Raw genomic sequence first — 24,720 nt, 5'->3', positions numbered from 1 at the left:
ACTTAATCGTCTCCGGGGGGACAAGCATGAAGAAAACACTCGCAGCACTCGCACTTGCAGGATCAATCGCACTCGTCGGTTCTGCGCCGGCAATGGCTCAGGGCCTCTACCCAGCTCTTCCGCCGGCAGCTGGCGTGGATGACGGAACCGTCGCACCGGGTGAAACCTTTGTATTCACGGGCCAAGGCTTCCTGGCCGGTGAACCTGTGACCATCACCATCACGATTGCGCCTGCAGGTGGGGCCAACGCTGGCGGTACTGCAGTATCCGCTAAGATTCCTGTCTTCCAGGCGCCCCAAACCCTCAGTGCAACCGCTGATGCCCAGGGCAAGATCTCTGTTCCGCTGACAATCAACGAAGCAGGCACCTACTCGATCACGGCTACCGGCAATACCTCCGGTGTGACCGTTGGCCCCGTTACGGTCACCGTCGCTGCTTCCCTGGCGAACACCGGCGGCAACGCTGTTGGCGCTCCGCTGGCTAACACCGGTGCCGGCCTGGCAAACACCGGCGCTGATTCTGGCCTGGTTCTCTGGACCCTGGTTGGAGCAGGCGCCCTGGCTGCCGGTGCCACTTCAGTGGTTGTTGTTCGCCGCCGCGCCAAGGCTGAGGTCGCTGCTTAGCGGCAACGCTCCATAAGCACCAAAGAAGGTGGGTGTTCTCCGGGAACGGAGGACACCCACCTTCGTCTTTAAAGATTTCGACAGGCTCAACCACCGCACTGTGGTATCAATATGAACTATGGAGAGACATTGGTTCAGAAGACCAAGAGAATTAGATTCTTCCATGCCGCGGCCCAACCCACAGGTTCTCTCCTACGTTCTTCTCGGGCTCCTGACGGTCGCACCCAGGTCACAACAGCAATAGCTCCTTTTCGGACTGGCTGAGCGCAGCTTGAGGCACCTGCGCAACCACAAGCTCTGGCAGCTCATCCTCGCGGCCATGGTGGTCCCGCTTGCTTTCATTGCATTCTGGCCGAGCCCTGTGGACCAGCCCCTACAGGGACAGCTAGCACGGATCCTACAATTCCTACAAAACACGGAATTCCAGCTTGGTTCAATTACGAATTCGCGGAGGCTTCGGCCAATGTGGCACTTTTCATTCCGCTCGGATTCGTAGGCGCCCTTGCTTTTCCCAATAAACGGTGGCGGCAAATCGGCGCATTTGGACTGCTGATTTCCTGCGGCATCGAACTGGGTCAGCTCCTGTTTCTTCACAATCGCTTTGCAAGTCCTCTCGACCTTCTGACAAACGCGGCAGGTGCTATCGTAGGCAGTCTGCTGTCAGCTCTTCTGGTTAGAAGACTAGAGGCCCGCCGCCTTTCGGCAGCGGACCTCTAGAAAGTCGCTAAAGCGTCCCTCAGTTGACGAAGGCCTTCATCCAGATCTTCAGATCCTCGCCGAACTCCACTCGCTCGGACGCCAGAGTGATGACCGCTTTGAGGTAGCTCAGCTTGTCGCCGGTGTCGAAACGGCGGCCCTTGAAAACCACGCCGTACACTCCTGAGCCTTCACCCTCCCCGGCGGCCAGAGTCTGCAGCGCATCCGTCAGCTGGATCTCGTTGCCGCGGCCCGGCTCGGTGTTCTCCAGCACACCGAAGACGGACGGGTGCAGTACGTACCGGCCGATTACGGCCAGGTTGGACGGGGCGTCAGCCACGGTAGGCTTCTCCACGAGGCTGTTAACCCGGACGTAGTCCTCGCCGTCCACCGCGGTGATATCCGCGCAACCGTACGCGCTGATCTGGGACGGGTCTACCTCGATCAAAGCGATGACGGAACCACCGGTCTTCTGCTGCACCTCGATCATGGTGGTCAGCAGCGACTCGGCCTCATCAATAAGGTCGTCACCCAGGAGCACCGCGAAGGGCTCCTCCCCCACATGCTGCTTTGCGCAGAGCACCGCGTGGCCCAAACCCTTGGCTTCGCCCTGCCGGACATAGTGGATGGGGCCCAACTCGGACGCGTACTGGATCGACTCCAGCCGGTCCTTATCGCCCTTCAGTTCCAGCACGCGCTCCAAACCCGGAGCACGGTCAAAGTGGTCCTCCAGGGCACGCTTGCTGCGGCCCGTAATCATCAGGACGTCGTCGAGGCCCGACTTGATGGCCTCTTCCACGACGTACTGGATGGCCGGGCGGTCAACCACCGGCAACATTTCCTTCGGCATTGCCTTGGTGGCGGGCAGGAAGCGAGTTCCCAGTCCGGCAGCAGGAATGACGGCTTTGGTTACAGCTTTCCCCATAGTCATAGCTGAACCTTACAAATCACCGGCAGGCAAAGGCAATTTCCTGCCGGTGAAGCGGGGCTCCCGCTTCTCCTGGAACGCCCGGAGACCCTCGGCGCAACCGTCCGTTGTGCAAAGCCGTGCCCGCTTAGCGTTCTCTTCCGTCATGGCCTCCCACAGCCCCAGGCGCTGTCCCGGATGTGAGCCACCAACTCTTTGCTGGCAGTAAAGGCGCCGTGGCGCCCTTAGCCACTTTGGCCACGATCCCCCGGGTGTTCTCCAGCAGCTCGTCCGGCGGCATGGCCCGGCTGAACAACCCCTGCGCCACGGCCTCGGTACCGCTGGTCAGCTCCGCAGTGTAAATCAGGTCCAGCGTCCGGTGCATCCCCAGCCGCTCCGTGAAGTACCAGTGCCCGCCCGAATCCAGCGTGGCACCCAGCTTGGCGAACGGCGACCCGAACTTCGCGTTCTCCGCCACGTACACCACGTCCGTGGCCAGCAGCAGCCCCAGCCCCACCCCCAGGCAGGCACCGTGGGCCGCCGCGAACGTCGGCGCCGGGAACACGCTCATCTTCTTCAGCAGCGGCTCCACCAGCCCGCCCAGGTACGCCGCGGCATCATCGTTCTCCGGCGTAACGTTCTGGATGTCCCGTCCCGCGCAGAAGGCGCGGCCCTCTCCCCTCAGCAGCAGCGCCCGCACCTCACCGCGGGAGGCGGCGGCAGCAGCGTCGTCGTACGCCTGGCACAAGTCCGCCAGCGCCTGCTCATCCAGCGAGTTCAGCTTGTACGGCCAATCCAGCACCACCTCGGCGACGCCGTTGCTAATGGAGAGGGAAATCATTCGGGCTCCTTTCGTTAGACGTCGAAGTCGACGATGACTTCCTCGCTGGTGGAGTGGCTCTGGCAGGTCAGCACGTACCCCTTGTCCGGCACTCGTCCACATCGTCCGCGTGGATGGCCGTGCCCAGCAGCTGCTGGAGCTTCTCGGCGTCGATCCTGCCACTGAGCAGCGGCGCGATCCGCTGCTCACGCGACAGCACGTGATGGATGGCCAGCCGCTGCGGGTACTTATCCTTCAAGTCCGCCAGCTCCTCCAGGAACATCACGTCCATGGCGGCCTTGTTGGCGTAGATCAGGTCGAACCGCGACTCCGGGTTGGCAGCCAGCAGCGTGCGGGCGATCGCGATAACCGGGGTAATGCCGCTGCCGGCGGCGATGGCCACAAAGCTCGCCTCCCCGTGGGCGGCGACGTCCCCCGCCAGCTCCTCCGGGTTGTTCATGGAGTTCATCCGGTTCTGCTCCACCGCGGTGCCGTCCCGGCCGTGCCGAGACACAAACGCGCCCATGGGGCTCATCACGTCCAGGGTGTCCCCCGCCTTCAGCTCGGCATTGGCCCACGTGGAGAACAACCCGCCCAGGTCCTTCTTCACCGCCACCCGGATCTCGCTGCTGCCGTCCGCGAAGCTGCGCGGCTCGGCGCAGATGGAATAGCTGCGCCGCATCTCGTGCAGTCCGCCTTGGCCGCCAAAGCAGTGGAAAAGGAGGACTACCTACGTGACCTGATAAGCCGAATTAGGGGGAGAGCCACAAGGACGGAGGTCTGCACCACCGAATGACCGCATTGGGGATCGGCCGTCAGGGGTTGGGCGTTTGGCTATTCGAAAGGTAGGACTTGAGTGCTTCGTACGCGCCTCGAGGCCTGAAGCCTGAAGCTTTGACTTTATTTAGCTCGAGCAAGCTGTTCGTTGGCCGGGGGGCAGCCGCCTTGCCCTTGAAGTATTCCTCCGAGCTGACACCGGTAACGGCGGACCGGGACTTGCCTACGAGCTCGTAGACGTCCGTTGCGACGTCCGCCCACGACTTCGGCTCGCCGTCATTGCTCAGGTTGTAAACGCCAAACTCTGCGCCGGTTTCCAGCAGGTGCCGGATGCCGGCAGCGATGTCCTCCGTGAAGGTGAGCCGACCGATCTGGTCGTCCACGACGGATGGTTCAATGCCGCGCTCCGCAAGCGAAGCCATGGTCCGGACAAAGTTGTTGCCCTCACCGATGACCCAGCTGGTGCGCACGATGTAATGTCGGCGCACAACGCTGACGACGGCGTCACCCGCCGCCTTGGTCTGCCCGTAGACGCCCAGGGGTGCAACCGGTTCGGACTCGCCGTACGTCATGCGGGTTCCGTCGAAAACGTAATCCGAAGAAACGTGGACAAGCGTCAGGTCATGCTCAACAGCAGCCCGAGCCAGCCGGGCCACGGCGGTGACGTTGACCGCCCAGGCGGCGGCCCGGCCCCCGGGTCCCTCCGCCGCGTCCACGGCGGTGTATGCTGCCGCGTTGATCACTGTGGAGTAGTTTTTCCAGTTCCGGGCGGCGAAGGCATCGTCGCTGGCCAGGTCGAACTCGTTCCGGCCGGCAAACTCGACGGATGAGTCGCCGGCGTACAGTTTCCGCAAGGCTTTGCCAAGCTGGCCGTCGGCGCCGACCACCAAGATCTTCTTGGCTGGCATCGGCACGACGTCGGCGAGGCGGGGGTGCGCCTTGTCCTTGTCAGAGAGCTCGGCCTGCTTAAGCGGGATCGGCCAGTCGATCGCCGCGGTCTCGTCCGCCAGGTTCAGGAAGGTGTACTGGCCCTGCGCGTCGGCGGACCAGTGGTCGTTGACCAGGTAGGTGTAGGCCGTGTTGTCCTCCAGGGTCTGGAACGCATTGCCTACTCCCCGGGGGATAAAGACAGCCTGGCTGGCGTCCATCTCCGCGGTGAAGACCGCCCCGAACGAGGGTCCCTCGCGCAGGTCCACCCAGGCACCGAAGATGCGGCCCGTGGCGACAGAGATGAATTTGTCCCACGGTTCGGCGTGGATTCCACGAGTGGTTCCGGCCTTCTCGTTGAACGAAATGTTGTTCTGTATCGGGCGAAAGTCCGGCAGGCCTAGGGCAACCATCTTTTCGCGCTGCCAGTTTTCCTTGAACCAACCCCGGTTGTCGCCGTGGACCGGCAAATCATAGAGGACGACGCCGGGAATGGGTGTTTCGTGAGCGGTGAGCTTTTTCGAGAACTCGATCGACATCTTTTACTGGCCCTGTTCTTTGTACTTGGCTTCCGTGGCAGCTTTCTGCGGGCGCCACCACTGCTCGTTGTCCCGGTACCACGCGATGGTGTCCTCAATGCCTGCGTCGAAGTTGGAGAACCGGGGCTCCCAGCCAAGCTCCTCGCGGAGCTTCGTGGAGTCGATGGCGTAGCGCATGTCGTGGCCGGGGCGGTCCACCACGTGGTCGTAGGCGTCTGGGGCCTGGCCCATGTGCTTGAGGATCAACTCCACAACGTCCTTGTTGTTCTTCTCGCCGTCCGCGCCGATAAGGTACGTCTCGCCGACGATGCCCTTATCAATAATTGCCAGGACGGCAGAGGAGTGGTCATTGGCGTGTATCCAGTCCCTGACGTTCTCTCCCTTGCCATACAGCTTCGGGCGGATCCCGTCGATCACGTTGGTGATCTGGCGCGGAATGAACTTCTCCACGTGCTGGTACGGGCCGTAGTTGTTCGAGCAGTTGCTAATGGTTGCCTGCAGGCCAAAGGACCGCACCCAGGCGCGGACCAGCAGGTCCGAGCCGGCCTTGGTGGATGAGTACGGGCTGGACGGGTTGTACGGCGTTTCCTCGGTGAAGCGCTCCGGATCATCCAGCTCCAGGTCACCATAAACCTCATCGGTGGAGATGTGGTGAAAGCGCTTGTTGTGCTTCCGGGCCGCCTCTATCAGGGTGTAGGTTCCGATGATGTTCGTGTCCAAGAACGGGCGCGGGTCATGCAAGGAGTTGTCATTGTGGGACTCGGCCGCATAGTGCACCACGACGTCGGACTCGGCCACCAGCCCGTCCACCAAACCCGCGTCAGCGATGTCGCCTCTTACAAACGTGAAACGGTCCTCGGGAAGGCCCCGCAGCGATTCCAAGTTGCCGGCATAGGTCAACTTGTCCAGCACCGTGACATGATCACCAGTGTTCTCCAGAACGTAGTGGACAAAGTTCGAGCCAATGAAGCCTGCACCGCCGGTAACAAGAAGATTCTGCATGAAGCCCATCGTTCCATGCAGACATGATTTGGCTGAATTTGTAACGACCGGGAAGATACTCCTATGCGCGGAATAATCCTCGCCGGGGGAACCGGTTCACGTCTTCATCCAATTACTCTCGGTGTGAGCAAACAACTGGTGCCCGTGTATGACAAGCCCATGATCTACTATCCGCTGTCCACTCTGATGTTGGCGGGCATCCGGGACATCCTGATCATCACCACCCCTCACGACGCCGAACAGTTCCAGCGGCTCCTCGGCGACGGCAGCCGGTTCGGCGTAAACATCACATACACACAGCAACCCTCCCCTGACGGTCTTGCCCAAGCCTTCGTTCTTGGAGCAGAGCACATTGGTGACGGACCCGTAGCCCTGGTACTTGGTGACAACATCTTCTACGGCCAGGGCATGGGTACGCAGCTTCGCCGCTTCGAAAACATCGACGGTGGAGCAGTATTTGGCTATCGGGTGGCAGACCCCTCGGCCTACGGGGTTGTTGAATTCGACGAAGATGGCAAGGCCATCTCCTTGGAGGAAAAGCCCGCAAAGCCACGAAGTCACTACGCCGTACCGGGATTGTATTTCTACGACAACGACGTGGTGAACATCGCCCGCGAACTGAAGCCATCGCCCAGGGGTGAGCTTGAAATCACTGACGTGAACCGGGTGTACCTCGAACGCGGCAAATTGCAAGTGGAAATTCTCCCGCGCGGAACGGCGTGGCTCGACACCGGGACTTTCAACGACCTCAACGATGCCTCAGAATTTGTCCGGACCGTCCAGCGCCGCCAGGGCCTCTCGATTGGTTGCCCTGAGGAGATCGCTTGGCGGCTGGGCTTCCTGAGCGATGAGGAACTGCGAGAACGCGCCGAGCCACTCGCCAAGAGCGGTTATGGGCGCTATCTCCTGGAACTCCTCGCCGAGGGTTTGGAAGCTCCTGCTGGCCGTTTGGAGCTCGTTCAGCGCTAGTGGCGCTAGGGGCCGGACTCGGCCGAGAACGTAGTTCCGCCTTCATCCGTCACCATCTGGTCCGATTCGCTCAGGCCTGCTGACGCGGAACAGTCACCGCACCGGCCAACGAATTGGTGCGGGCAGGTCGAGAGGGAAATGCCGTCCCCGGTGGATAATCTGACTCGCATGGTATCCCGCCGTTCCTGAATCCTCCCGGCTCGCCGAGAGACTGATTAGGGTGCCGGCGAATGCTGGGGCGGGAGCCTTCGCTGCGAAAACCCTCACCTCGCCGGCAATTCCCAGTAAACAACCAACCGACGCGGGAAACACGAGTAAGCGTTACCCGTTCCTTCAGGCCGACCGTACCTACCTAGCCCAGGGATGCGGTACCTCCCTAAGCCCCCCAGCGGAGTTCCGAAGGGCTCAGCCGGTGAACTTAGGCTCGCGCTTTTCTTGGAAAGCCCGGAAACCCTCGGCATAGTCGTCGGTCTTGCAGAGCCTCGCCTGTTCGGAGTTCTCCTCCGTCATCGCATCCCACAGCCCCAGGCGCTGGTCGCGGATGTGCGCCACCAGCTCCTTGCTGGCGGTGAAGGCACCCGTGGCACCCCGGGCCACCCGGCCCACAATCGCGCGCGTTGAATCCAGCAGCTCGTCAGCCGGCATGGCCCGACTGAACAGTCCCCGCGCCACAGCCTCAGTGCCGCTCATCAGCTCCGCCGTGTAGATCAGGTCCAGGGTCCGGTGCATCCCCAGCCGCTCCGTGAAGTACCAGTGCCCGCCCGAATCGAGTGTGGCCCCGAGCTTGGCAAACGGCGAGCCGAACTTCGCGTTCTCCGCCACGTACACCACGTCCGTGGCCAGCAGCAGCCCCAGCCCCACTCCAAGGCAGGCACCGTGGGCGGCCGCGAACGTCGGAGCCGGGAACGCGCTCATCTTCTTCAGCAGCGGCTCCACCAGCCCGCCCAGGTAGGCGGCGGCGTCGTCGTTCTCCGGCGTGACGTTCTGGATGTCCCGGCCCGCGCAGAAGGCGCGGCCCTCTCCCCTGAGCAGCAGCGCCCGCACCTCACCGCGCGAGGCGGCGGCAGCAGCGTCGTCGTACGCCTGGGACAAGTCCTCCAGCGCCTGCTCATCCAGCGAGTTCAGCTTGTACGGGGCGTCCAGCACGACCTCGGCAACGCCGTTGTTGATGGAGAGGGAAATCATTCGGGCTCCTTCGGTGAAATCAAGACTTAGACGTCGAAGTCGACGGTGACTTCCTTGCTGGTGGGGTGGCTCTGGCAGGTCAGCACGTACCCCTTGTCCAGCTCATCCTGCTCCAGCGCATAGTTCTCGTCCATGGTCACGCTGCCGGTGACCACCTTGGCCCGGCACGTGCCGCACACTCCCCCGGCGCACGCAAACGGCACATCCGGGCGGACCCGCAGCGCGGCGTTGAGGATGGACTCGCGGGCATGGGTGGGGCTGGCCACCTCGCCCTGCAGGCCGTCCAGCTTGAACGTGATCTTGTACGTCTCCTTGGACTCGTCCACCACCACGGGCCGGCCCGCGTGCCCCTCCGGCTTGTCCGGCTTGCCGGACGTGAACAGCTCGAACCGGATGTTCTCCGGCTTCACGCCGCGCTCGGCAAGGGTGTCCCGGCACAGCTGCACCAGCTCGAACGGCCCGCACAGGAACCACTCGTCCACATCGTCCGCGTGGATGGCCGTGCCCAGCAGCTGCTGGAGCTTCTCGGCGTCGATCCTTCCACTGAGCAGCGGCGCGATCCGCTGCTCGCGGGACAGCACATGGTGGATGGCCAGCCGCTGCGGGTACTTGTCCTTCAGGTCCGCGAGCTCCTCCAGGAACATCACGTCCATGGCGGCCTTGTTGGCGTAGATCAGGTCGAACCGCGACTCCGGGTTGGCCGCCAGCAGTGTCCGCGCGATCGCGATCACGGGGGTGATGCCGCTGCCGGCGGCGATGGCCACAAAGCTCGCTTCCCCGTGGGCGGCGACGTCCCCCGCCAGCTCTTCCGGGTTGTTCATGGAGTTCATCCGGTTCTGCTCCACCGCGGTGCCGTCCCGGCCGTGCCTGGACACAAACGCGCCCATGGGGCTCATCACGTCCAGGGTGTCCCCGGCCTTCAACTCGGCGTTGGCCCAGGTGGAGAACAGCCCGCCCAGGTCCTTCTTCACCGCCACCCTGATCTCGCTGCTGCCATCCGCGAAGCTGCGCGGCTCAGCGCAGATGGAGTAGCTGCGGCGCACCTCGTGCAGCTCCCCGGTCTCGTCCGGGAGCTTGGTGCGCAGGGCCACGTACTGGCCTGGCAGGTAGTCGAACTGGCCGGCGAGCTCGGTGGGGACGTGGAAGCCCACCTCGATGGCGTCCTCGGTGAGGCGGCGCACCTCCTTCACGGCGAGGGTGTGGAAGGACGGACGACGGCGGCCGGTGGCCTGCGCCGTTTCGGCGGCGGTCTGGCGGACAACAGGCATGGGGCTTCCTTACAGCACTTTGAAGTAGTCGAACGGTTCCTTGCAGTCCTGGCACACGTACAGCGCCTTGCAGGAGGTGGAGCCGAAGCGGGTGAGCTCCTTGGTGTTCAGGCTGGCACACTGCGGGCACTTGACGGCCATGCTCAGCCTGATGGGGCCGGCGTGCCGTGCCGCATTGGCCATGCCCGACGGCGGGGCGATGCCGTACTCCTGCAGCTTCGCCTTTCCGGCGTCCGTCATCCAGTCGGTGGTCCAGGCCGGGGCGAGGACCAGGTCCACCTCGACGTCTGCGTAGCCCTCTTTTGCGAACGCTGCCTTGAGGTCGTCGCGGATGGCGTCCATGGCCGGGCAGCCCGAGTAGGTGGGGGTGATGGTGACGATCACTTGCTCGTTGCTTGTCACCTGCACGTTCCTCAGGATGCCGAGGTCCTCGATCGTGAGCACGGGGATCTCGGGGTCACACACGGTGGCGGCGATGTCCCAGGCCTTCTGCTCCGGCGTCGTCCTCTTCGTTTCGAAGTCGCTCACGTAGATGGCCATGGCAGTCACCAGCTCGCTCCGGGATGCTCGCGGGCCAGCACCTGCATCTCGGCGAGGAGGTAGCCCAAGTGCTCCGAGTGCCTGCCGTGCCTGCCGCCGCCGGGGGCCGCCGGTACGTCCGGCACCTCCAGCTCGGCTTCTGTAAGGACCTCACCGGTGAGCCGGTCAAAGTCCTCGCGCAGGCTGGAAGGCGCGACGGCGGCACCCGCCTCGGCGAGCCTTTGCGTCGGCTCATCGTCCTGGAACAGTTCGTTGACGTACGGCCACATCAGGCGCAGGCCGTGAATCATCCTGCGGCGCGACTCCTCGGTTCCGCCGGCCAGGCGGAGGATCCACTGGGCGCTGTGGTCCCGGTGGTAGTCCACTTCCTTCACGGCTTTGGCGGCGATGGCGGCCAAGGTGGCGTCGGTTGAGTCGGTGAGTCGGCGGTAGAGCTCGAACTGGTAGTAGCTCACGATGAACTGGCGAGCGATGGTTACCGCGAAGTCACCGTTGGGCTGCTCGAACAGCTGGACACTGCGGAACTCGTGCTCGCGGCGGAAGTACGCGAGGTCATCCTCTGTTTTGTCCCAGGCTCCTCCGGCGTAGCTGAGGAAACTTCTTGCATGGCCGAGCTGGTCAAGGGCGATGTTCCCCAGGGCAACGTCCTCCTCCAGCTCCGGCGCGCGGGAAATCCAGTGGCCCAGGCGCTGGGCGAGGATCAGGGCGTCGTCGCCGAGCCTCAGGGCGTACTCTGCAATGTCTTCTGTTGGTTTGGCGACGCCGGTGCGGACCTCGAGTGCGATGTCCTCCGGGCGCAGGGCGTTGCCGGGCGTGATCCGGGTGGCGCTCGCGTTGGAGTCGCCGCCAGCTGTTGGAGCTGCCACGCCGGTGGAGATGTCGCCGTGGCCGTGCGTCTCTGTTGCTTGCGTGTTCGTTCCGGGGGTGCTCACAGGTGCTTGACCCCTTCGCTCTTGGTGTAATACGTGGCGTGCCGGTAGTCCTTGCCCTGCGGCGACTCGAAGAACGAGCCCTTGGAGTCGGGATCGCTGGCGGCGATGGCATCGGCCGGGACAACCCAGATGGACACGCCTTCGTTGCGGCGGGTGTAGAGGTCGCGGGCGTTGCGCAGGGCCATGGCGGCATCCGGCGCGTGCAGCGAGCCGGCGTGGACATGGCTCAGTCCGCGGCTGGACCGAACAAATACTTCCCAAAGGCCCCAGGCGTTTCGGCCCGTGGTTTCGGCAGCATGTTCCAGTTCGGTGGCCGATACCGGTACCGGTGCTGTAGGGGCCGGAGCCGCTGCCGCGGTGTCGACCGTGGTGTCCGGGCCGGCGGGAACCTTCGCCGCGTTGGTGTTGATGTCTGCGGCCGAACTGGCGGGGACTTCCGGGTTGCCATGGGGGCTCATGCTGCGTATTCCTTCGTCTTCATCGACTCTCTAACCTGCTGCTTTACTGCGTAAGCGGCAGCTGCCTCGCGGACCCAAGCGCCGTCGTCGTGCGCTTCCCTCCGGCGCTCAAGGCGCTGGGAGTTGCAGGGACCGCGGCCGGCGAGGACTTCCTGGAACTCGTGCCAGTCCAGCGGGCCGTGCTCCCACTTTTTGGTGTCCTCGTTGAAGCGGATCTGGTCATCCGGGAGGGTGAGGCCCAGGACCCGGACCTGCTCCACCATCATGCCCACGAAGCGGCTGCGGAGTTCGTCGTTGCTGAAGCGCTTGATGTTCCAGGCCATGGACTGCTTTGAGTTGGGCGAATCGTCGTCCGGCGGGCCAAACATCATCAGGGACGGGGCGTACCAGCGGTTCACGGCGTCCTGGGCCATCTGCTTTTGAGCGGGGGTGCCGTTGGAGAGTTCGAGGAGGATCTCGAAGCCCTGGCGCTGATGGAACGACTCTTCCTTGCAGATGCGGACCATGGCGCGGCCGTAGGGGCCGTAGGAGGCACGGCACAGCGGGACCTGGTTGCAGATGGCCGCGCCGTCCACCAGCCAGCCGATGGCACCCATGTCCGCCCAGGTGAGCGCCGGGTAGTTGAAGATGCTCGAGTACCTTGCTTTGCCAGCGATGAGGTCTTCCATCATCTTGTCGCGGCTCTGGCCCAGGGTTTCCGCGGCGCTGTACAGGTAGAGACCGTGGCCGGCCTCGTCCTGGACCTTGGCCATGAGGATGGCCTTGCGCTTCAGGCTGGGAGCGCGGGAGATCCAGTTGGCCTCCGGCTGCATGCCGATGATTTCGGAGTGGGCATGCTGGGAGATCTGGCGCAGCAGCGTCTTGCGGTAGGGCGCCGGCATCCAGTCTTTGGGCTCAATGCGTGAGTCCTCGGCCATGACGCGGTCGAAGCTGGCCTGACCGTCCGCTTCCTGGGCTTCCTGGGCTGCGAGCCGGGTTTGCTCCTGCGGATCCTGCTCACGCGGGGTTGGCTCAGCCGGCACTGACTGCAAGTTCTGCGCTGCCATGGTTGCTCCTATGCAAAGACCTTCGGGACGTGCGGAATTATTTACCGACCGTTCGTTCAGGATATGCGGAAGCGTTCGGGACCGTCAAGCGCCCACCCCCTCCCCTGCGACGCCCCATCCCTTCCGGCAGCCTTTTCCGCAACGCCCCATCACCTCCCGCACGAGGTGAGCGCCGCCGTCGTACTTTCTTATTGACGCGCGAATTCCATTTCGACGCGCACCTACCCCTCCGCAGCCCATATTCCAGGTGCGCCAGGGAATCTGCGGGTCGGAACGGAACACACGCGTCACCAGCACTTCTCCACATAGCGGTACACGCCCCTCCCGTCGGTGATCCGAGGCTGCCAGATTCAATACATGCCAGACCTTCCGCCGCTCCTCTTGTCCCGCGACCGCAACCTGCACGGGCTGACCCCAAATGAGCTCGCCAAGCGGGTGACGGCCGGCGCCCTGGTCCGCATCCGGCACGGCGTCTACACAGACGGGGTGGCCTGGCGGGCACTGAATCCCTGGGAGCAGTACCGGCTCCGCGTCCAGGCAGCCGCGGAAACGTTCGAGAAGCCCACGGTCTTCGCGCGGCGCTCGGCCGCAAGCGTGTGGGGTATACCAACGATTGGACTGCACCATCCGGTGGAGGCGCTCACATTGAAGAACGACGGCGGCCGGTCACGTGCCGGAGTCAGCCGCCACTTCGCCGCGCCAGCGGGTCTTAGCTTGGTCCGGCGGGAGGGCATCCTCGTCACCGACCGCATCCGAACTGTCCTGGACCTTGCGGCTTTCATTCCCTTCACCCAAGCTGTAGCACCGCTGGACCACGTGCTTCGGCCGGACAGGGCCCGGCGGCTGCCTGCCGTCACCAAGGCTGAACTGGAGGCCGGCATCGGTTCAATCTATGGCGCTGCTGCCGGGCGGAGGATCCGGGCGGCCATAGCGTTTGCGGATCCCGCCTCCGGCTCGGCCGGGGAGTCCTTGAGCCGGGCCCTGATTCATCTGGCCGGCTTCGAAGCCCCGGTCCTCCAACACCAGATTTCCGACGCCGCCGGCTTGGTGGGCTACATGGACTTCTATTGGAAGCGGTCCAAAGTTGTTGGTGAATTTGATGGCGAGGAGAAGTACGTCAAGCCCGAGTACCTGAAGGGCAGGACCGCGTCGCAAGCCGTCGTGATGGAAAAGAAGCGCGAAAACCGAATCCGCGCCATGGGAATCAATGTGGTGCGGTGGGATTGGGCGGACCTCATGGAGGCCGGGACGCTGGAACGCATGTTGGCTGCGGCGGGTGTGCCCCGCCGTCGTACGCGTTCTGCGGTCACCGACGCGCAAACTCCGCCCTGACACGCATATTCCCTGACGCACCCGGCATGTGGGCGTCGGAGCGGAATGTGCGCAGCGCAGGTTCCTGAAGTTCAGTGGGCGCGAGGGCCCAATCAACGGGACCTCGGCGCTACTCCAGCGCGGCATCGCAAGGCGGGCCCTTGCAAGGAGGGATTAGCTTAGAACAGGCCGGACACAACGGCGTGGGTGAGTTGATGGATGACCGCAGCGCGTGCGGGTATGTCGGCCATACCCGTGCCCAGGGTGTACACCACAAAAACGTACGCGTGGCCGTTCCGGACCAGGATGCTCGCGTCGTGCAGGTTCCCGTTCAGCAGCCCGTACTTATGGAACACAGTGATGCCCGGCGGGACAGCGGCGGGAATCAGCGTTTCGTAGTTGGTGTGCTGCATGTAGGAGAGCAACTGGGCGGTGTGTTCCCCGCTGATCAGCTCTCCGTTGTAGAGGAGGCCCAGTGTCCTGGCCGTTTCTGCCGGGGAAAGGGTGTTGAAGGTCCTGTCGTAGGCGATCCCGATTGATGCTGCGTAATCATGGATCCGCTGGTATCCAATGGCTCCAATGATCAGCGCCCAGGACTCGTTGTTGCTTTGCTGGATCATTAGCTGGATCTGGAACGCGGCGGTCCCGCCGCCGAGTGGGGCTGCCAGGGATAGCTGGCCGGTTTCGGCAAAGTGGTAGTACGCGGCCGCAGCCAGTACCTTCCCCGTGCTGGCTGCCACGAATTTTTCCCGGACCCCATACTGGTAAACGGCGCCGTCTGCGGTATCGATCAGGGCCACCCCCAGCTGATACGCGCTGTTGGCCCCGATAATGCCGTTGATCTCGCCCTCGAGTTTGGCGGCATCTGTTTGGAGGCCCGGCACGGCGGAAACCGCTGGCGCAGGAACCGTTGGCGCGGGCGGCGAAACTGGCACGGCTGCCTTTGCCGTCGCCACCGGGGCCCGCGATGGACGTGTTTCATTCCGGGCGGCCGGCGACGGAAGTGTTTTATTCTGGGCAGCCGGCGTAGCCGGGGCGGCCAGAGCGGTGGGGAATTGCGGGGGCGATGGTGCGAAAGTGGTTGTTCCCAGGACCGCGACGGCCAGCGCGGCAAGGAAGCGCGCCCGCCGGGAGGTGTGCCAGCCCAGCCTGAGGTGCCGGATCGCTGCGGGGTCCGCACCGCGGAAAAGGTTCATCTCGGCGTCACCGGGTCACGCGGCGGTGGCGCCCCACCTCGCCACCAGGGACGAGTTCACGATCATGTTGCCCACGTGGGCGTGCCTCAGGGTGTCCAGCACGATTCCGAGGGAGCCGTCCTTGGGGAGGAAACCGCAAATCCCGATGCGGGCGGCCTCACATAGCGCCTCCTGCGACGGATTCCCGGTCAGCATAACAATCCGGGTTTCCGGCGCTTCGGAGAGGATGCGCTCGGCAGCGTCGAGTCCGGAGCCGTCCGGAAGATAGAGGTCCAAAATCACGACGTCGGGCCGCAGCTCGCGGAACGTGGTCACGGCGGATGCCACAGACTTTGCCACTCCTACGCTGTGCAGGTCCGGCTCGCGGTCCAGTGCCCCGGCCAGCAGGTCGGAAAACGTTGTGTGGTCATCAACGATCAGGATTTGCAGGCGATCCGTGTCCTGCTTGCTGGCTGCGTTGGCAGTGCTTCCCGTGACCACGGAAAGGTTGTTACGGACGGCTGCGGGTGCAGCTGTGGCCGCTGTGCTCATCAGGAGCCTGGCCTGCGCCTTTTTCAAGGCCGGACCCGGGGTGCAGCCCAATTCCTCATCGAGGATCCTGCGGCAGCGGTCGAACGCCCGCAGGGCTTCCGTGTTCTCGCCGTTCCGCTCAAGCCCAACGATCAGGGCCGTCCATGCGCGTTCGTTGAGCGGATCTTCCTTTACCGCTGCACCGCCCAGGGCAATCGCCATGCCCGTTTCACCCACGGCGAGCGCGGCTTCAGCAGCCGCGACGCGGGCGAGGGCCAGCCGCGCTGCATGGGTAGCCCGCTCCTCCTCTGCCCAAGCCGGCAACAGCTCGTCACCCAGCAGCGGTCCGGAAGCCAGGTCAAGTGCCTCGGTCAGCAGGGTCAACGCCTCGCGGGGCCCGGCCTGGCCTGCCAGCCTGGTAAGCGTATCGAACCGGTCCAGATCCAGGTCCACCAGCGAGCGGTCTATCGCGTAACCGCCGGTGACCGTCCGCAAGGGACCTGTCCGCCCGGCACCTGGCTGAAGCCTGCGCCGCAGGACACTGACATAGCTTTCAAGGGTAGGCAGTGCAACCACCGGGGGATTGCCATGCCACAGCAAATCCATAAGCCGGGTCTTCGATACTGGTGCACCGAAATTCATCAGCAGAATTTCGAGTACCTGGCGGGGCTTGGGCCCGCCAAGGTCGCCTGCGCTCAGCTCGATGTCACCGCGGCGAATGGTCAACGGGCCGAAAACCGAGATCTGGAGCGCCGGCGCCTGCGGCGGTGCGTCAACAGCGAGGCCTGCACGGACAGTGTCGTTAGCCAGTTCCAAAGTAATCACGAAAGCTTCCCCCAAGTAGTTCGTTCCTGCGATAGATCCCATTGAAGCGACGGGGAATCAGGCGAACCACAGTGGTGGGTACTCGCTTCTTCACTGGCCAGTTTCCGCCGAGTACTTGGTTTCTTAGCCGGTACGCGGATTGTCATTCGACACAGGGCCGGCAGCCCTGCGGGGGAAAAGCAGGTGGCCGGGCGCGTTTTCGCTGGTGAAACGGCCGCAGATCGAGAATAGGATTCAGACGTTGGGAAAACCCAGGTAGCACGCTTGCAGCGCGTGGACCACGCCTTGTACCGGCTGCGCAGGCCCGAGTGAAAGAATGCTCGCATCCGGCCCATTCTTGTGGATATCACCGGCATGACCGGATTGAGGAGACGCCATGGAAGATGAAGGGCATGAAGGAGTCACCGGAACCGTCGAGCTTTCCGGGGAGATCCTGTGCTTGAAGTGGACGCCGGGTGCCGTAGTCAGGGAAAGCGACGCTATAGCACTGATGCAACGCGCGGCTGCCCTCAGTGCAGGGCGGACCCTCCCCCTGCTGGTCGAACTAACCGGCATGAAGTGGATTGACCGGCGCGCCCAGGAAACCTTCGCTTCCCGCTGGCCGCTGGCCCGGGCGGCGATTGTGGGCGCCTCTCCCGTAGACGAAGCCATAGCCAGCTTCTACATCGCACGTCACAATCCTCACCACCCGACGCGGTTTTTTACTTCCAAGGACGAGGCGATGGCCTGGCTGATCGACGATCCTGCGCTCCCCTAGCAGCACGCTTTTCGCTCAGCCGGACCGATCCAGGGCAGGAAACAGCACCTTCTTTTCTGCAACGTACCGGCCTAGGATGAACATCTCCGCGGCCTCTCCTCCCGGGCAAGAGTGCAGAAATGAGAGCCGAAAGCAGAAAGGAAACTGGCACGATGGCCGATACCCCGAACCCCATCCAGATTCAAAAGTTCCTCGGCGGGGTGGACTATCCCGCAAGCCGTGAAGCCTTGTTGTCCAACGCAAAGGACTCCGGTGCTGACAGCAACGTCATCCAGGCCCTTGAAGCCATTCCGGACCAGGAGTATGACAGCCCAACCGCCGTCAGCTCAGCGGTTTCCGACAGTAACTCCTAGCAGGTCTGACCCGAAACAGGTACCCGCAATGGGACTACTCATCACACTGCTTGTCATTTGGCTTGTTCTATCGATCCTGGGCTTCATCATCGAGGGCCTGCTGTGGCTGGCCTTCATCGGCCTGGTGCTGTTCGCCGCAACCGTGGCATGGGGTTGGGTAAAGCAATGAGCCCGTACCTGACCGGTTGACCCGGGATGGCTAGAGTGGTGCTGACGGAAGGCAGCAACCATGACCGAAGAGACGGAGACCGGCCTGGCCGGAACCATCCTGCGTGAGCGCTACAGGGTCGGCGAGGTGCTCGGCCACGGCGGCATGGGAAGCGTCTACCGCGGAACGGACCTGGTCCTGGACCGGGAGGTGGCGCTGAAGATCTTCCGCGACGACATCACCGGCGCCGACGAACTGGCCAGGCAGCAGGCAGAGGCCCGCATGCTGGCGCAGCTGAACCACCACGGCCTGGTCACGCTCTTCGACACCGGAACACTGCTGCGCGGCCAGCGGGAAGTGCCTTTCCTGGTGATGGAGCTTGTTGCGGGAACCGATCTTCGCCGGCATCTTACAGCCGGACCGCTGACCGGTGCTGAAGGGGCACGGCTGGGAGCCGAACTGGCGGAGGCGCTGCAGTACATCCATCACCGCGGCGTGGTGCACCGCGACGTGAAGCCGGCCAACATTCTCCTCACCCGCTACGCGGCTGATTCACCTCTGCGGCCCAAGCTTGCTGACTTCGGCATCGCGCGAATGCTCGACGGCGCACGGGTCACCGCAACCAACATGGTCCCCGGGACAGCGGCCTACTTGAGCCCGGAACAGGCCAGCGGAGACAAGGTAGGGCCACCGTCGGACATTTACTCCCTGGGCCTGGTGCTGCTCGAGGCCCTCACCGGGACGGTGGCATTCCCAGGGCCCGCGCTGGAGGCCGCCGTCGCACGGCTCTCCCGCGGTCCCCACCTTCCTGACACGTTGGGTCCGCAGTGGCAGTCGCTGCTTGCCGCCATGACAGCCCGGAACCCGCAGGACCGGCCCGACGCGGCGGGCGTCGCAGCCACGTTGGGCACCGCCGTCGGCTGGTCCCTGCTTGCGGACGAAACGCCGGAGACGGAGACTGCGCCGGTGGCATCCCACCCTGCCACCCGGATTCTGGACGCGGGTTCCGTCGAGGTACCCCGCTCCGGCGGCCCGGCGCAGCAGGGCGCCCGGCTCCCTGCGCTGCCGGAGGGTCAGGCAACCAACGCCACGTCCTGGCAGCCCGCGCCGCAGATGCCGTCACGCTCGCCGGCCTCCATACAGCCGGCGCCGGCACGGCAGCGTCCGTGGGAGAAACTGGGCCGGCTCGGGAACCGCCGGCTGCGGATCATGGCCGGGGTGGCCGCCGTCGTGATTATCCTCCTGGCCGTGCTGCTGACCACGGTGCAGCGGCCGGCACCCGCCCCGGTGGTAACGCCCGGGCCGGCCATCCCCGGGCAGCTGGGCGAACACTTCAAGGAACTGGAAGAAAGCGTCACGCCATGAACCGCACTCCCTTGCAAAGACTGCTGACCGGTGCGGTGGCCGCCGGCCTTGGCATTTCGCTTCTGACGTCCTGCTCCGGCCAGCCCGACCTGGACGGCGGCGTGGCCGCACAACTGCAAACCCGGGTGGCGGAGGCAAAACAGCTGGCCGCGCAGCAGGACTTTGCCGGGGCGCAGGCCGAGCTTGACCAGCTAAGCCAGGAGGTGGCAACGGCTGCCGGGCAGGGCCGGATGTCGCAGCAGCGCCAAAGCAGGATCGAGGCCGCCATCGGCACCATCAGGAGTGAACTGGAAGCAACCCTGGCCCCGGCACCCCCAGCCCCAGCCCCGGCCCCCGCCCCGGCCCCGGCGACTGATCCGCAGGTGGCCGAAGACCAGAGGGAGCAGGCGGAAGACGCGGCAAAGGACGCCGAGGAACAGCGCGAGGACGCCCAGAAGGAAGCGGAAAAGCAGCGCGAAGAGGCGCAGAAAGAGGCTGAAAAGAAGCGGAACAAGAGTGGTTGAGCGGCGCCAAATGGAGACCATGCTCATCAACGGTGGCAAGGGCACATTGGAGCTCCGCCCGGATGGCATCCTCCATCTGCGCTGGAGACCCAAGGCCAGCCTGGGCGAAGCGGACATCAGGGCCGCCGTCGCGAAGGTCAACGACGCCTGCCGCAGCAAAGCCAGGCCCCTCCTGGTGGAGATGAGCAACCTGGATACCGTCAGCCACGAGGCGCGATCCGTCTTCTCGGAACCCAGTGGGGCTTCGCGGATCGCCCTGCTCGGGTCCAATGCCGTGGACCGCGTCATTGCCACCTTCCGCGGCCCGCACAGCCATCCGTGCCCCACCCGCTTCTTCACAAGCAAAACCGAGGCCGTGGACTGGCTTCTGGAAGGCCCCACTCCCCTGCCCTGAACCCGGTGGGGGCCGCGAAAGTCATCTTCCGTACACCCTGCAGACAGCGCCAAACCCGTCAACGGAGTGCCCGCCCGCATATACTCAAAATATGCCGATCACACGCCTCGACCGAGGCTTCCACGCCCAGCCGTCCGCCCTGGAGCAGTACGGGAGCGACCTGTGAGCGGCGGTCTCGTCGCCCTGCTGGACGACGTCGCAGCCCTCGCCCGGATAGCTGCCGCCTCGGTGGACGACGTTGCTGCCGGAGCCGCCAAGGCGGGAGCCAAGGCGGCCGGCGTGGTGATCGACGACGCTGCCGTGACCCCGCAGTACGTATCGGGCGCGGACCCGTCGCGCGAACTGCCGATGATCAAGAAGATCTTCTGGGGCTCGCTCCGGAACAAACTGTTGATCATCCTGCCGGCGCTATTGCTCGTCAGCGCCTTTATCCCCTGGGCCATCCCGTTCATCCTCATGCTGGGCGGCACCTACCTCTGCTACGAGGGCGCGGAGAAGGTCTGGCACAAGCTCCGCGGCCACCACACCGCTGAAGAAGATTCCCCGGCGGTGGAGCGGGGTCCGGCGGCGGAGTCCAAGGTCATCAAGGGCGCCATCACCACCGATTTCATCCTGTCCTGCGAAATCATGGTCATCTCGATGAACGAGGTGGCCGCCGAGTCCCTGTGGGCCCGGGCGCTCATCCTGGTCGTCGTGGCCCTCGTGATCACGGTGCTCGTGTACGGTGCCGTCGGACTCATCGTCAAGATGGACGACATCGGCCTGCACCTGGCCGCTAAAGATTCCGCGGGCGCCAAGCGCTTCGGCGAACTGCTGGTCAAGGGGATGCCCGCCGTGCTGGCCGCCATAACCTTCATCGGGACCATCGCCATGCTGTGGGTTGGCGGGCACATCATGCTGCAGGGAACACACGACCTCGGCTGGCACGCGCCGTATGACTTCGTCCATGTCCTCGAGCACCCCTTCGCCGGGATCGCGGTAGTGGGTGGCTTCCTGGCCTGGCTTGTGAACACCCTGTGCTCGGCTGTCATCGGGCTCGCCTGGGGCCTCGTCGTCATGGCCGTTGTGCACCCGCTGCTGAAAGCGCTGCCGTTCGGCAAAAAGAAGGGCGGGCACAAAGAGGGTGACGTCCGCGCCGCAGCCGCCGGCGATCGGCCATCCTCAAAAGGCTGAGTCCCGGCTGTCAGCGTTTGTGCCGTTCACGGCGCAGACTGGACCGGATGCCGAGCGCGGCCGCGGCGGCCACAAGCACCGCCCCGATGCCCTGCAACCCCGGGGAATCGTCGGCACCGCCGAGCACGAAGATGGCTACTCCCAGCGTCACGACGAGGAGTGAAACCAGCCACTTCACGGCTTGCCCGTCAAGTCGCCGGCATCGCCGTCGTCCACCCATTCGAGTAGATCCCCGGCCTGGCATTCCAAGACCCGGCACATGGCATCCAGGGTGCTGAAGCGGACGGCTTTGGCCCGGCCGTTCTTCAGCACCGCCACGTTGGCCGGGGTAATCCCCACCCGCTCGGCGAATTCTCCAACACTCATCTTGCGCTTGGCCAGCTGTACGTCGATGCGCACCACGATCGCCATCAAATCACCCCTTCCATGTCGGTCCTCAGCGACGTCGCCTGCCGCAGCAGATCCCGCATCACCACGATCAGCAGAACCAGCACCGCACCGATCAGCGTGATGCCGATCAGTACCGCAGGAGTACCGGGGTCGCGCAACTCGGGGGTGAAGTAGATGTACGCGACAAGGGAACCGGCCATGACCGCCAGCAGCAGCCACGCGACGACGAATGCCCACACGATCGCGTCCACCCACCGCAGCGAGTCCACGGTGAAGATCCGGTCACGCTGGACCAGGGTCAACAGCCGCCAAATGCACACGATCACCACCTGCAGGCACAGGGCTTCGAATTCCCAGAACAGCAACATCGGCCATCGCCAAGGGTCCATCCGTGGCCCCTCCTCTGTTGTGAAGAGAAACTCACCCGGGAACGACATGACCTGGGCGACCAGCAGCCCAAGGAACACCATTACCAGCAGGACCCTAAGCGGGAGTACCAATCGACTAACAATAGACATAGACCCATATTCTTGGTGTTTCTATCGAAAGTCAATATGCGCCACATCGCGCTGAGTCACACAGCGTGCAGCACTTTGAACAGCGAAACCTCGTCCTCCGCCCGGGAAGATCAGCGTCGGGGTCTGCTTACCGGCCCCCTGGGTCATCTATGAAGACCTGAACCGCCACGACATGGGCCTCGGTCAGACCCTCCTTAGGGTCCGGCTTTTCCAGCAGGACGGGTTGGTTGTGGTGGTGGGCCCACTCGTGCACGTCGGGCCCGAGTGCATCATCGACCCACACCACGGAGTCCCAGTCTGCTTCGCCCGCGTCCTCCATCGAGCCCAGCCACCTGGTTACCGACCCCAGCTTGGGCGTGGGATCATCGCCGTCGTCGGGCTGCGGAGTTATCGTCACGCGAAGTGGTTCCACGTCGAGTTCCAGCTGCGCTTCAAGACGGTCTATAAAGTCCGGAGGCGACGTTGAGACCCAGGCGATCCTCCCTTTGGTTGCGAGCCGCCGCACCAGGGCAACCTTGGCATCTGAAAGCTGAGGGTCCGGAGCATCGGGGCTGGTGCCTGGTTGGAGCTTCGGGTTCAGTACGCCGTTGACGTCGAGAAGGATAATCGGCTTCATGGACGCGACCATAGCCTGTTCATCGGCAGGGCGGTAGGGGTCCGGTTGAACAGGGCGCCGCGCGAGAGTAGGCACGGTCCCGCACCCCGTTCACCCGATAGTTCCTGAGAGTGTGGCCCAGGCCTGACCCGCGACCCCCCAGGCAGCCGGACAAGGTTCCTCTGGACAACGCGCCGGCGGAGGCTCACCCTTAGAGTAACCGCACCGACTGCGCATCGCGCCGACCTCGGGCGGTCGCGTGCCGCCGGTGTCGGGCACCTATGAGATGTCGGCTCCGTCGGGTTCGCTTGAACATGGCTCCGTGATGACTGGAGGACCGACGACATGACGAACAGCAACGCTTACGATCATCACAGGCCACCATCGCGGACTTCGAGGAACGGTGCGCGCAGACGGTGGGCGCTCTGCTTGATCCCGGTACTGACCGCCGCACTCGTTGTACCGGGAGTGTCGAGCGCCGGCGCCTCGAACGCTCGGAACGCGGCGCCGTCGAACACGGACGTCCTCATCGAGTGGAGCACCATCGCCCAAGGCCACGTGATCCCACTGCGTCCCACAGCTCACGGCCAGCTCCGCGGCATGGCGATGGTTCAAGGCGCGGTGTACGACGCAGTGAACGCCATCGACCGCGGGTACCAGCCGTATCTGCTCGACGGCGACTCGGTCGGCGTCGGGCCGGAGGCATCGTTCGATGCGGCGATCTCGACCGCGGCACACCACGTGCTCGTCACTCTGGTCCCGTCGGACCAAGTAGCTGGCCTCGACGCTGCGTACAAAGCAACGCTCGCGGGCGTCACCGACGGCCCAAACAAGGACGAAGGCGTCGCCGCCGGTGAGGCCGCCGCGGCGGCGATGATCCTCGCGCGCACCGGTGACGGGTTCATGGCCCCGTTCGAGTTCGACATCGGACCCGACCCCGGCGATTGGCGGCCCGTCGCGCCCGATGCGCTCGACCCGGACGCCTGGGTGGCCAATCTCCAACCGTTCATCATCGAGAGTCCCGACCAATTCCGCTCGGAGGGTCCCAACCCGCTGAGGAGCGCCGAGTACACAGCGGACTTCAACGAGGTCAAGGAGATCGGTGCGCTCGCGAGTACCACTCGAACCGACGACCAGACCACTGCGGCCATCTTCTGGCAAGCCACACCGGTGGCACTCTGGAACGGCGTGTTCCGCAGCCTCGCCGTGGAGCACGGACTCGACCTGGCCGACGCGGCCCGGCTCTTCGCGATGACGAACCTCACCGCCGCTGATGGTGCGGTCGCGTGCTGGAACGACAAGTACTACTGGAACTTCTGGCGTCCGATGGCGGCGATTCGCGAAGCTGACACCGACGACAATCCGGAGACGGAGGCCGATCGGACTTGGAAATCGCTCTTCGATCCATCGACAGCGACCGTCCCGCCGCTCGGCACACCGCCGTTCCCGGACCACCCGGCGGGTCACGGGTGCGTCAGCGGTGCCACTCTCTATGCGGCGCAGGAGTTCTTCGGCACGGACGAGGTCGCCTTCGACGTGAACTCCGGTCGCTTCCCGGGCGAGCCACGGCACTTCGACGGATTCTCAGCGGCGATACAGGAGATCGTTGATGCTCGTGTCTGGGGCGGCATCCACTTCCGCACCGCCGCCGTACAGGGCGCCGAGATCGGCAACGGGGTGGCGCTGTGGCTCAGCGGTCACTACTTCCAGCCGGCGCCATGTCAGTCGTAGGGTCCTGCGACTGACCCGATCATGTCCCCCACTGATTTGGTTCATTTGCGGTAGGGATCGGTCGGGGAAATCTGAATCTGACGTCGGTAACTGAACCTCAAGGACCGATCAAAACTAGGACACTTTGCTGCAAAGACGAGCAGGACACAACATTTGGTGAGGTAGATTTCCTTCAGGCGTTGCACCGTCCCCCCAAGGGTGTCAGCGCCAGGAGCCTCCGCGTTGTGAAACCGCGCGGAGGCTCCGCTCAGCCTGTTACCCG

Annotated in this window: 28 protein-coding genes and 2 pseudogenes; 12 read left to right on the top strand and 18 right to left on the bottom strand. The window is 64.2% G+C overall.

All coding sequences use genetic code 11. The features are described 5' to 3' along the window. Positions 1 to 26 precede the first annotated feature (26 nt). The gene (locus AC50X7_RS12590; protein WP_494979306.1) at positions 27 to 623 is read left to right on the top strand and encodes an LPXTG cell wall anchor domain-containing protein; all 597 of its coding nucleotides are present in this window, start codon (positions 27 to 29) and stop codon (positions 621 to 623) included. 465 nt (positions 624 to 1,088) lie between these two features. Continuing rightward, entirely contained in the window at positions 1,089 to 1,340 is a 252-nt protein-coding gene (locus AC50X7_RS12585; RefSeq protein WP_494979305.1) for a VanZ family protein, read from the top strand. Between the two features lie 19 nt (positions 1,341 to 1,359). On the opposite strand, the gene galU is transcribed toward AC50X7_RS12585, so the two are convergent. From galU to rfbB, 5 genes and pseudogenes are all read right to left on the bottom strand, one after another. After that, entirely contained in the window at positions 1,360 to 2,250 is an 891-nt protein-coding gene (gene galU, locus AC50X7_RS12580) for a UTP--glucose-1-phosphate uridylyltransferase GalU (protein WP_494979304.1), read from the bottom strand. A gap of 9 nt (positions 2,251 to 2,259) precedes the next feature. Further along, a pseudogene (locus tag AC50X7_RS12575) lies at positions 2,260 to 3,067 on the bottom strand (enoyl-CoA hydratase/isomerase family protein). Positions 3,068 to 3,158: 91 nt separating this feature from the next. Continuing rightward, positions 3,159 to 3,743 (bottom strand): annotated as a pseudogene (locus tag AC50X7_RS12570) (1,2-phenylacetyl-CoA epoxidase subunit PaaE); the annotation flags it as partial. 118 nt (positions 3,744 to 3,861) lie between these two features. After that, complete coding sequence (locus AC50X7_RS12565) at positions 3,862 to 5,289, bottom strand: sugar nucleotide-binding protein (protein ID WP_494979303.1); 1,428 nt, start codon at positions 5,287 to 5,289, stop codon at positions 3,862 to 3,864. 3 nt (positions 5,290 to 5,292) lie between these two features. Then, the gene (gene rfbB / locus AC50X7_RS12560) at positions 5,293 to 6,291 is read right to left on the bottom strand and encodes a dTDP-glucose 4,6-dehydratase (protein ID WP_494979302.1); all 999 of its coding nucleotides are present in this window, start codon (positions 6,289 to 6,291) and stop codon (positions 5,293 to 5,295) included. A 63-nt stretch (positions 6,292 to 6,354) separates the two neighbouring features. Between rfbB and rfbA the strand changes: the two genes are divergently transcribed. Next, positions 6,355 to 7,260: a glucose-1-phosphate thymidylyltransferase RfbA gene (gene rfbA / locus AC50X7_RS12555; protein ID WP_494979301.1), complete on the top strand. Its 906-nt coding sequence runs from the start codon at positions 6,355 to 6,357 to the stop codon at positions 7,258 to 7,260. Positions 7,261 to 7,665: 405 nt separating this feature from the next. On the opposite strand, the gene AC50X7_RS12550 is transcribed toward rfbA, so the two are convergent. Genes AC50X7_RS12550 through paaA form a run of 6 tightly spaced genes read right to left on the bottom strand, consistent with a single transcriptional unit; the run spans position 7,666 to position 12,689 of the window. Then, positions 7,666 to 8,445: an enoyl-CoA hydratase/isomerase family protein gene (locus AC50X7_RS12550; protein WP_494979300.1), complete on the bottom strand. Its 780-nt coding sequence runs from the start codon at positions 8,443 to 8,445 to the stop codon at positions 7,666 to 7,668. Between the two features lie 26 nt (positions 8,446 to 8,471). Further along, a complete protein-coding gene (gene paaE / locus AC50X7_RS12545) occupies positions 8,472 to 9,713 on the bottom strand; it encodes a 1,2-phenylacetyl-CoA epoxidase subunit PaaE (protein ID WP_494979299.1) in 1,242 nt (413 codons plus the stop codon). Positions 9,714 to 9,722: 9 nt separating this feature from the next. Further along, the gene (paaD, locus tag AC50X7_RS12540; RefSeq protein WP_494979389.1) at positions 9,723 to 10,253 is read right to left on the bottom strand and encodes a 1,2-phenylacetyl-CoA epoxidase subunit PaaD; all 531 of its coding nucleotides are present in this window, start codon (positions 10,251 to 10,253) and stop codon (positions 9,723 to 9,725) included. A 5-nt stretch (positions 10,254 to 10,258) separates the two neighbouring features. Continuing rightward, entirely contained in the window at positions 10,259 to 11,185 is a 927-nt protein-coding gene (gene paaC, locus AC50X7_RS12535; RefSeq protein WP_494979298.1) for a 1,2-phenylacetyl-CoA epoxidase subunit PaaC, read from the bottom strand. After that, positions 11,182 to 11,643, bottom strand: a complete 462-nt coding sequence (paaB, locus tag AC50X7_RS12530) for a 1,2-phenylacetyl-CoA epoxidase subunit PaaB (RefSeq protein WP_494979297.1) — start codon at positions 11,641 to 11,643, stop codon at positions 11,182 to 11,184. Before paaB ends, paaC begins: the two co-directional genes overlap by 4 nt. Next, positions 11,640 to 12,689: a 1,2-phenylacetyl-CoA epoxidase subunit PaaA gene (gene paaA / locus AC50X7_RS12525; protein WP_494979296.1), complete on the bottom strand. Its 1,050-nt coding sequence runs from the start codon at positions 12,687 to 12,689 to the stop codon at positions 11,640 to 11,642. Before paaA ends, paaB begins: the two co-directional genes overlap by 4 nt. A 357-nt stretch (positions 12,690 to 13,046) precedes the next feature. On the opposite strand from paaA, the gene AC50X7_RS12520 reads away from it, so the two are divergent. Further along, a complete protein-coding gene (locus AC50X7_RS12520; RefSeq protein ID WP_494979295.1) occupies positions 13,047 to 14,021 on the top strand; it encodes a hypothetical protein in 975 nt (324 codons plus the stop codon). Between the two features lie 158 nt (positions 14,022 to 14,179). Here AC50X7_RS12520 and AC50X7_RS12515 read toward each other — a convergent pair whose 3' ends face one another. Both AC50X7_RS12515 and AC50X7_RS12510 read right to left on the bottom strand, forming a co-directional pair. Further along, positions 14,180 to 15,196: a serine hydrolase gene (locus AC50X7_RS12515; RefSeq protein ID WP_494979294.1), complete on the bottom strand. Its 1,017-nt coding sequence runs from the start codon at positions 15,194 to 15,196 to the stop codon at positions 14,180 to 14,182. 15 nt (positions 15,197 to 15,211) lie between these two features. Further along, positions 15,212 to 16,531: a BTAD domain-containing putative transcriptional regulator gene (locus AC50X7_RS12510; protein WP_494979293.1), complete on the bottom strand. Its 1,320-nt coding sequence runs from the start codon at positions 16,529 to 16,531 to the stop codon at positions 15,212 to 15,214. 376 nt (positions 16,532 to 16,907) lie between these two features. On the opposite strand from AC50X7_RS12510, the gene AC50X7_RS12505 reads away from it, so the two are divergent. The 7 genes from AC50X7_RS12505 to AC50X7_RS12475 all read left to right on the top strand — a co-directional run bounded on the left by AC50X7_RS12505 (position 16,908) and on the right by AC50X7_RS12475 (position 21,224). After that, on the top strand, positions 16,908 to 17,288 hold the full coding sequence (locus AC50X7_RS12505; protein WP_494979292.1) for a DUF7793 family protein: 381 nt from the start codon (positions 16,908 to 16,910) through the stop codon (positions 17,286 to 17,288). 152 nt (positions 17,289 to 17,440) lie between these two features. Next, a complete protein-coding gene (locus AC50X7_RS12500) occupies positions 17,441 to 17,641 on the top strand; it encodes a DUF2795 domain-containing protein (RefSeq protein ID WP_494979291.1) in 201 nt (66 codons plus the stop codon). A 28-nt stretch (positions 17,642 to 17,669) separates the two neighbouring features. After that, the gene (locus AC50X7_RS12495) at positions 17,670 to 17,810 is read left to right on the top strand and encodes a hypothetical protein (protein WP_494979290.1); all 141 of its coding nucleotides are present in this window, start codon (positions 17,670 to 17,672) and stop codon (positions 17,808 to 17,810) included. Between the two features lie 60 nt (positions 17,811 to 17,870). Beyond that, positions 17,871 to 19,154 carry a serine/threonine-protein kinase gene (locus AC50X7_RS12490; RefSeq protein WP_494979289.1) on the top strand — a complete coding sequence of 428 codons (1,284 nt, stop codon included), beginning with the start codon at positions 17,871 to 17,873 and terminating at the stop codon, positions 19,152 to 19,154. Beyond that, the gene (locus AC50X7_RS12485; RefSeq protein WP_494979288.1) at positions 19,151 to 19,657 is read left to right on the top strand and encodes a hypothetical protein; all 507 of its coding nucleotides are present in this window, start codon (positions 19,151 to 19,153) and stop codon (positions 19,655 to 19,657) included. The genes AC50X7_RS12490 and AC50X7_RS12485 overlap by 4 nt, the downstream gene beginning before the upstream one ends. Positions 19,658 to 19,676: 19 nt before the next feature. Continuing rightward, positions 19,677 to 20,051: a DUF7793 family protein gene (locus AC50X7_RS12480; RefSeq protein ID WP_494979287.1), complete on the top strand. Its 375-nt coding sequence runs from the start codon at positions 19,677 to 19,679 to the stop codon at positions 20,049 to 20,051. Positions 20,052 to 20,213: 162 nt separating this feature from the next. Beyond that, positions 20,214 to 21,224 carry a DUF808 domain-containing protein gene (locus AC50X7_RS12475; RefSeq protein ID WP_494979286.1) on the top strand — a complete coding sequence of 337 codons (1,011 nt, stop codon included), beginning with the start codon at positions 20,214 to 20,216 and terminating at the stop codon, positions 21,222 to 21,224. Between the two features lie 10 nt (positions 21,225 to 21,234). On the opposite strand, the gene AC50X7_RS12470 is transcribed toward AC50X7_RS12475, so the two are convergent. The 5 genes from AC50X7_RS12470 to AC50X7_RS12450 form a co-directional block, all read right to left on the bottom strand. Further along, complete coding sequence (locus tag AC50X7_RS12470) at positions 21,235 to 21,402, bottom strand: hypothetical protein (RefSeq protein WP_494979285.1); 168 nt, start codon at positions 21,400 to 21,402, stop codon at positions 21,235 to 21,237. Next, a complete protein-coding gene (locus AC50X7_RS12465; protein WP_307094109.1) occupies positions 21,399 to 21,635 on the bottom strand; it encodes a helix-turn-helix domain-containing protein in 237 nt (78 codons plus the stop codon). The genes AC50X7_RS12470 and AC50X7_RS12465 overlap by 4 nt, the downstream gene beginning before the upstream one ends. Then, entirely contained in the window at positions 21,635 to 22,132 is a 498-nt protein-coding gene (locus AC50X7_RS12460; RefSeq protein WP_494979284.1) for a DUF2975 domain-containing protein, read from the bottom strand. The genes AC50X7_RS12465 and AC50X7_RS12460 overlap by 1 nt, the downstream gene beginning before the upstream one ends. A 127-nt stretch (positions 22,133 to 22,259) precedes the next feature. Next, on the bottom strand, positions 22,260 to 22,748 hold the full coding sequence (locus AC50X7_RS12455; protein ID WP_494979283.1) for an HAD domain-containing protein: 489 nt from the start codon (positions 22,746 to 22,748) through the stop codon (positions 22,260 to 22,262). A gap of 350 nt (positions 22,749 to 23,098) precedes the next feature. Continuing rightward, the gene (locus AC50X7_RS12450; RefSeq protein WP_494979282.1) at positions 23,099 to 23,272 is read right to left on the bottom strand and encodes a hypothetical protein; all 174 of its coding nucleotides are present in this window, start codon (positions 23,270 to 23,272) and stop codon (positions 23,099 to 23,101) included. 55 nt (positions 23,273 to 23,327) lie between these two features. On the opposite strand from AC50X7_RS12450, the gene AC50X7_RS12445 reads away from it, so the two are divergent. After that, positions 23,328 to 24,458, top strand: coding sequence for a vanadium-dependent haloperoxidase (locus tag AC50X7_RS12445; protein ID WP_494979281.1), 1,131 nt, complete (start codon positions 23,328 to 23,330; stop codon positions 24,456 to 24,458). Positions 24,459 to 24,720: the final 262 nt, after the last annotated feature.

It is taken from the genome of Pseudarthrobacter sp. Hb11, from assembly GCF_059383655.1.
Note: the sequence above shows the minus strand (reverse complement) of the source record. Positions and strands in the feature narration are given on the sequence as shown.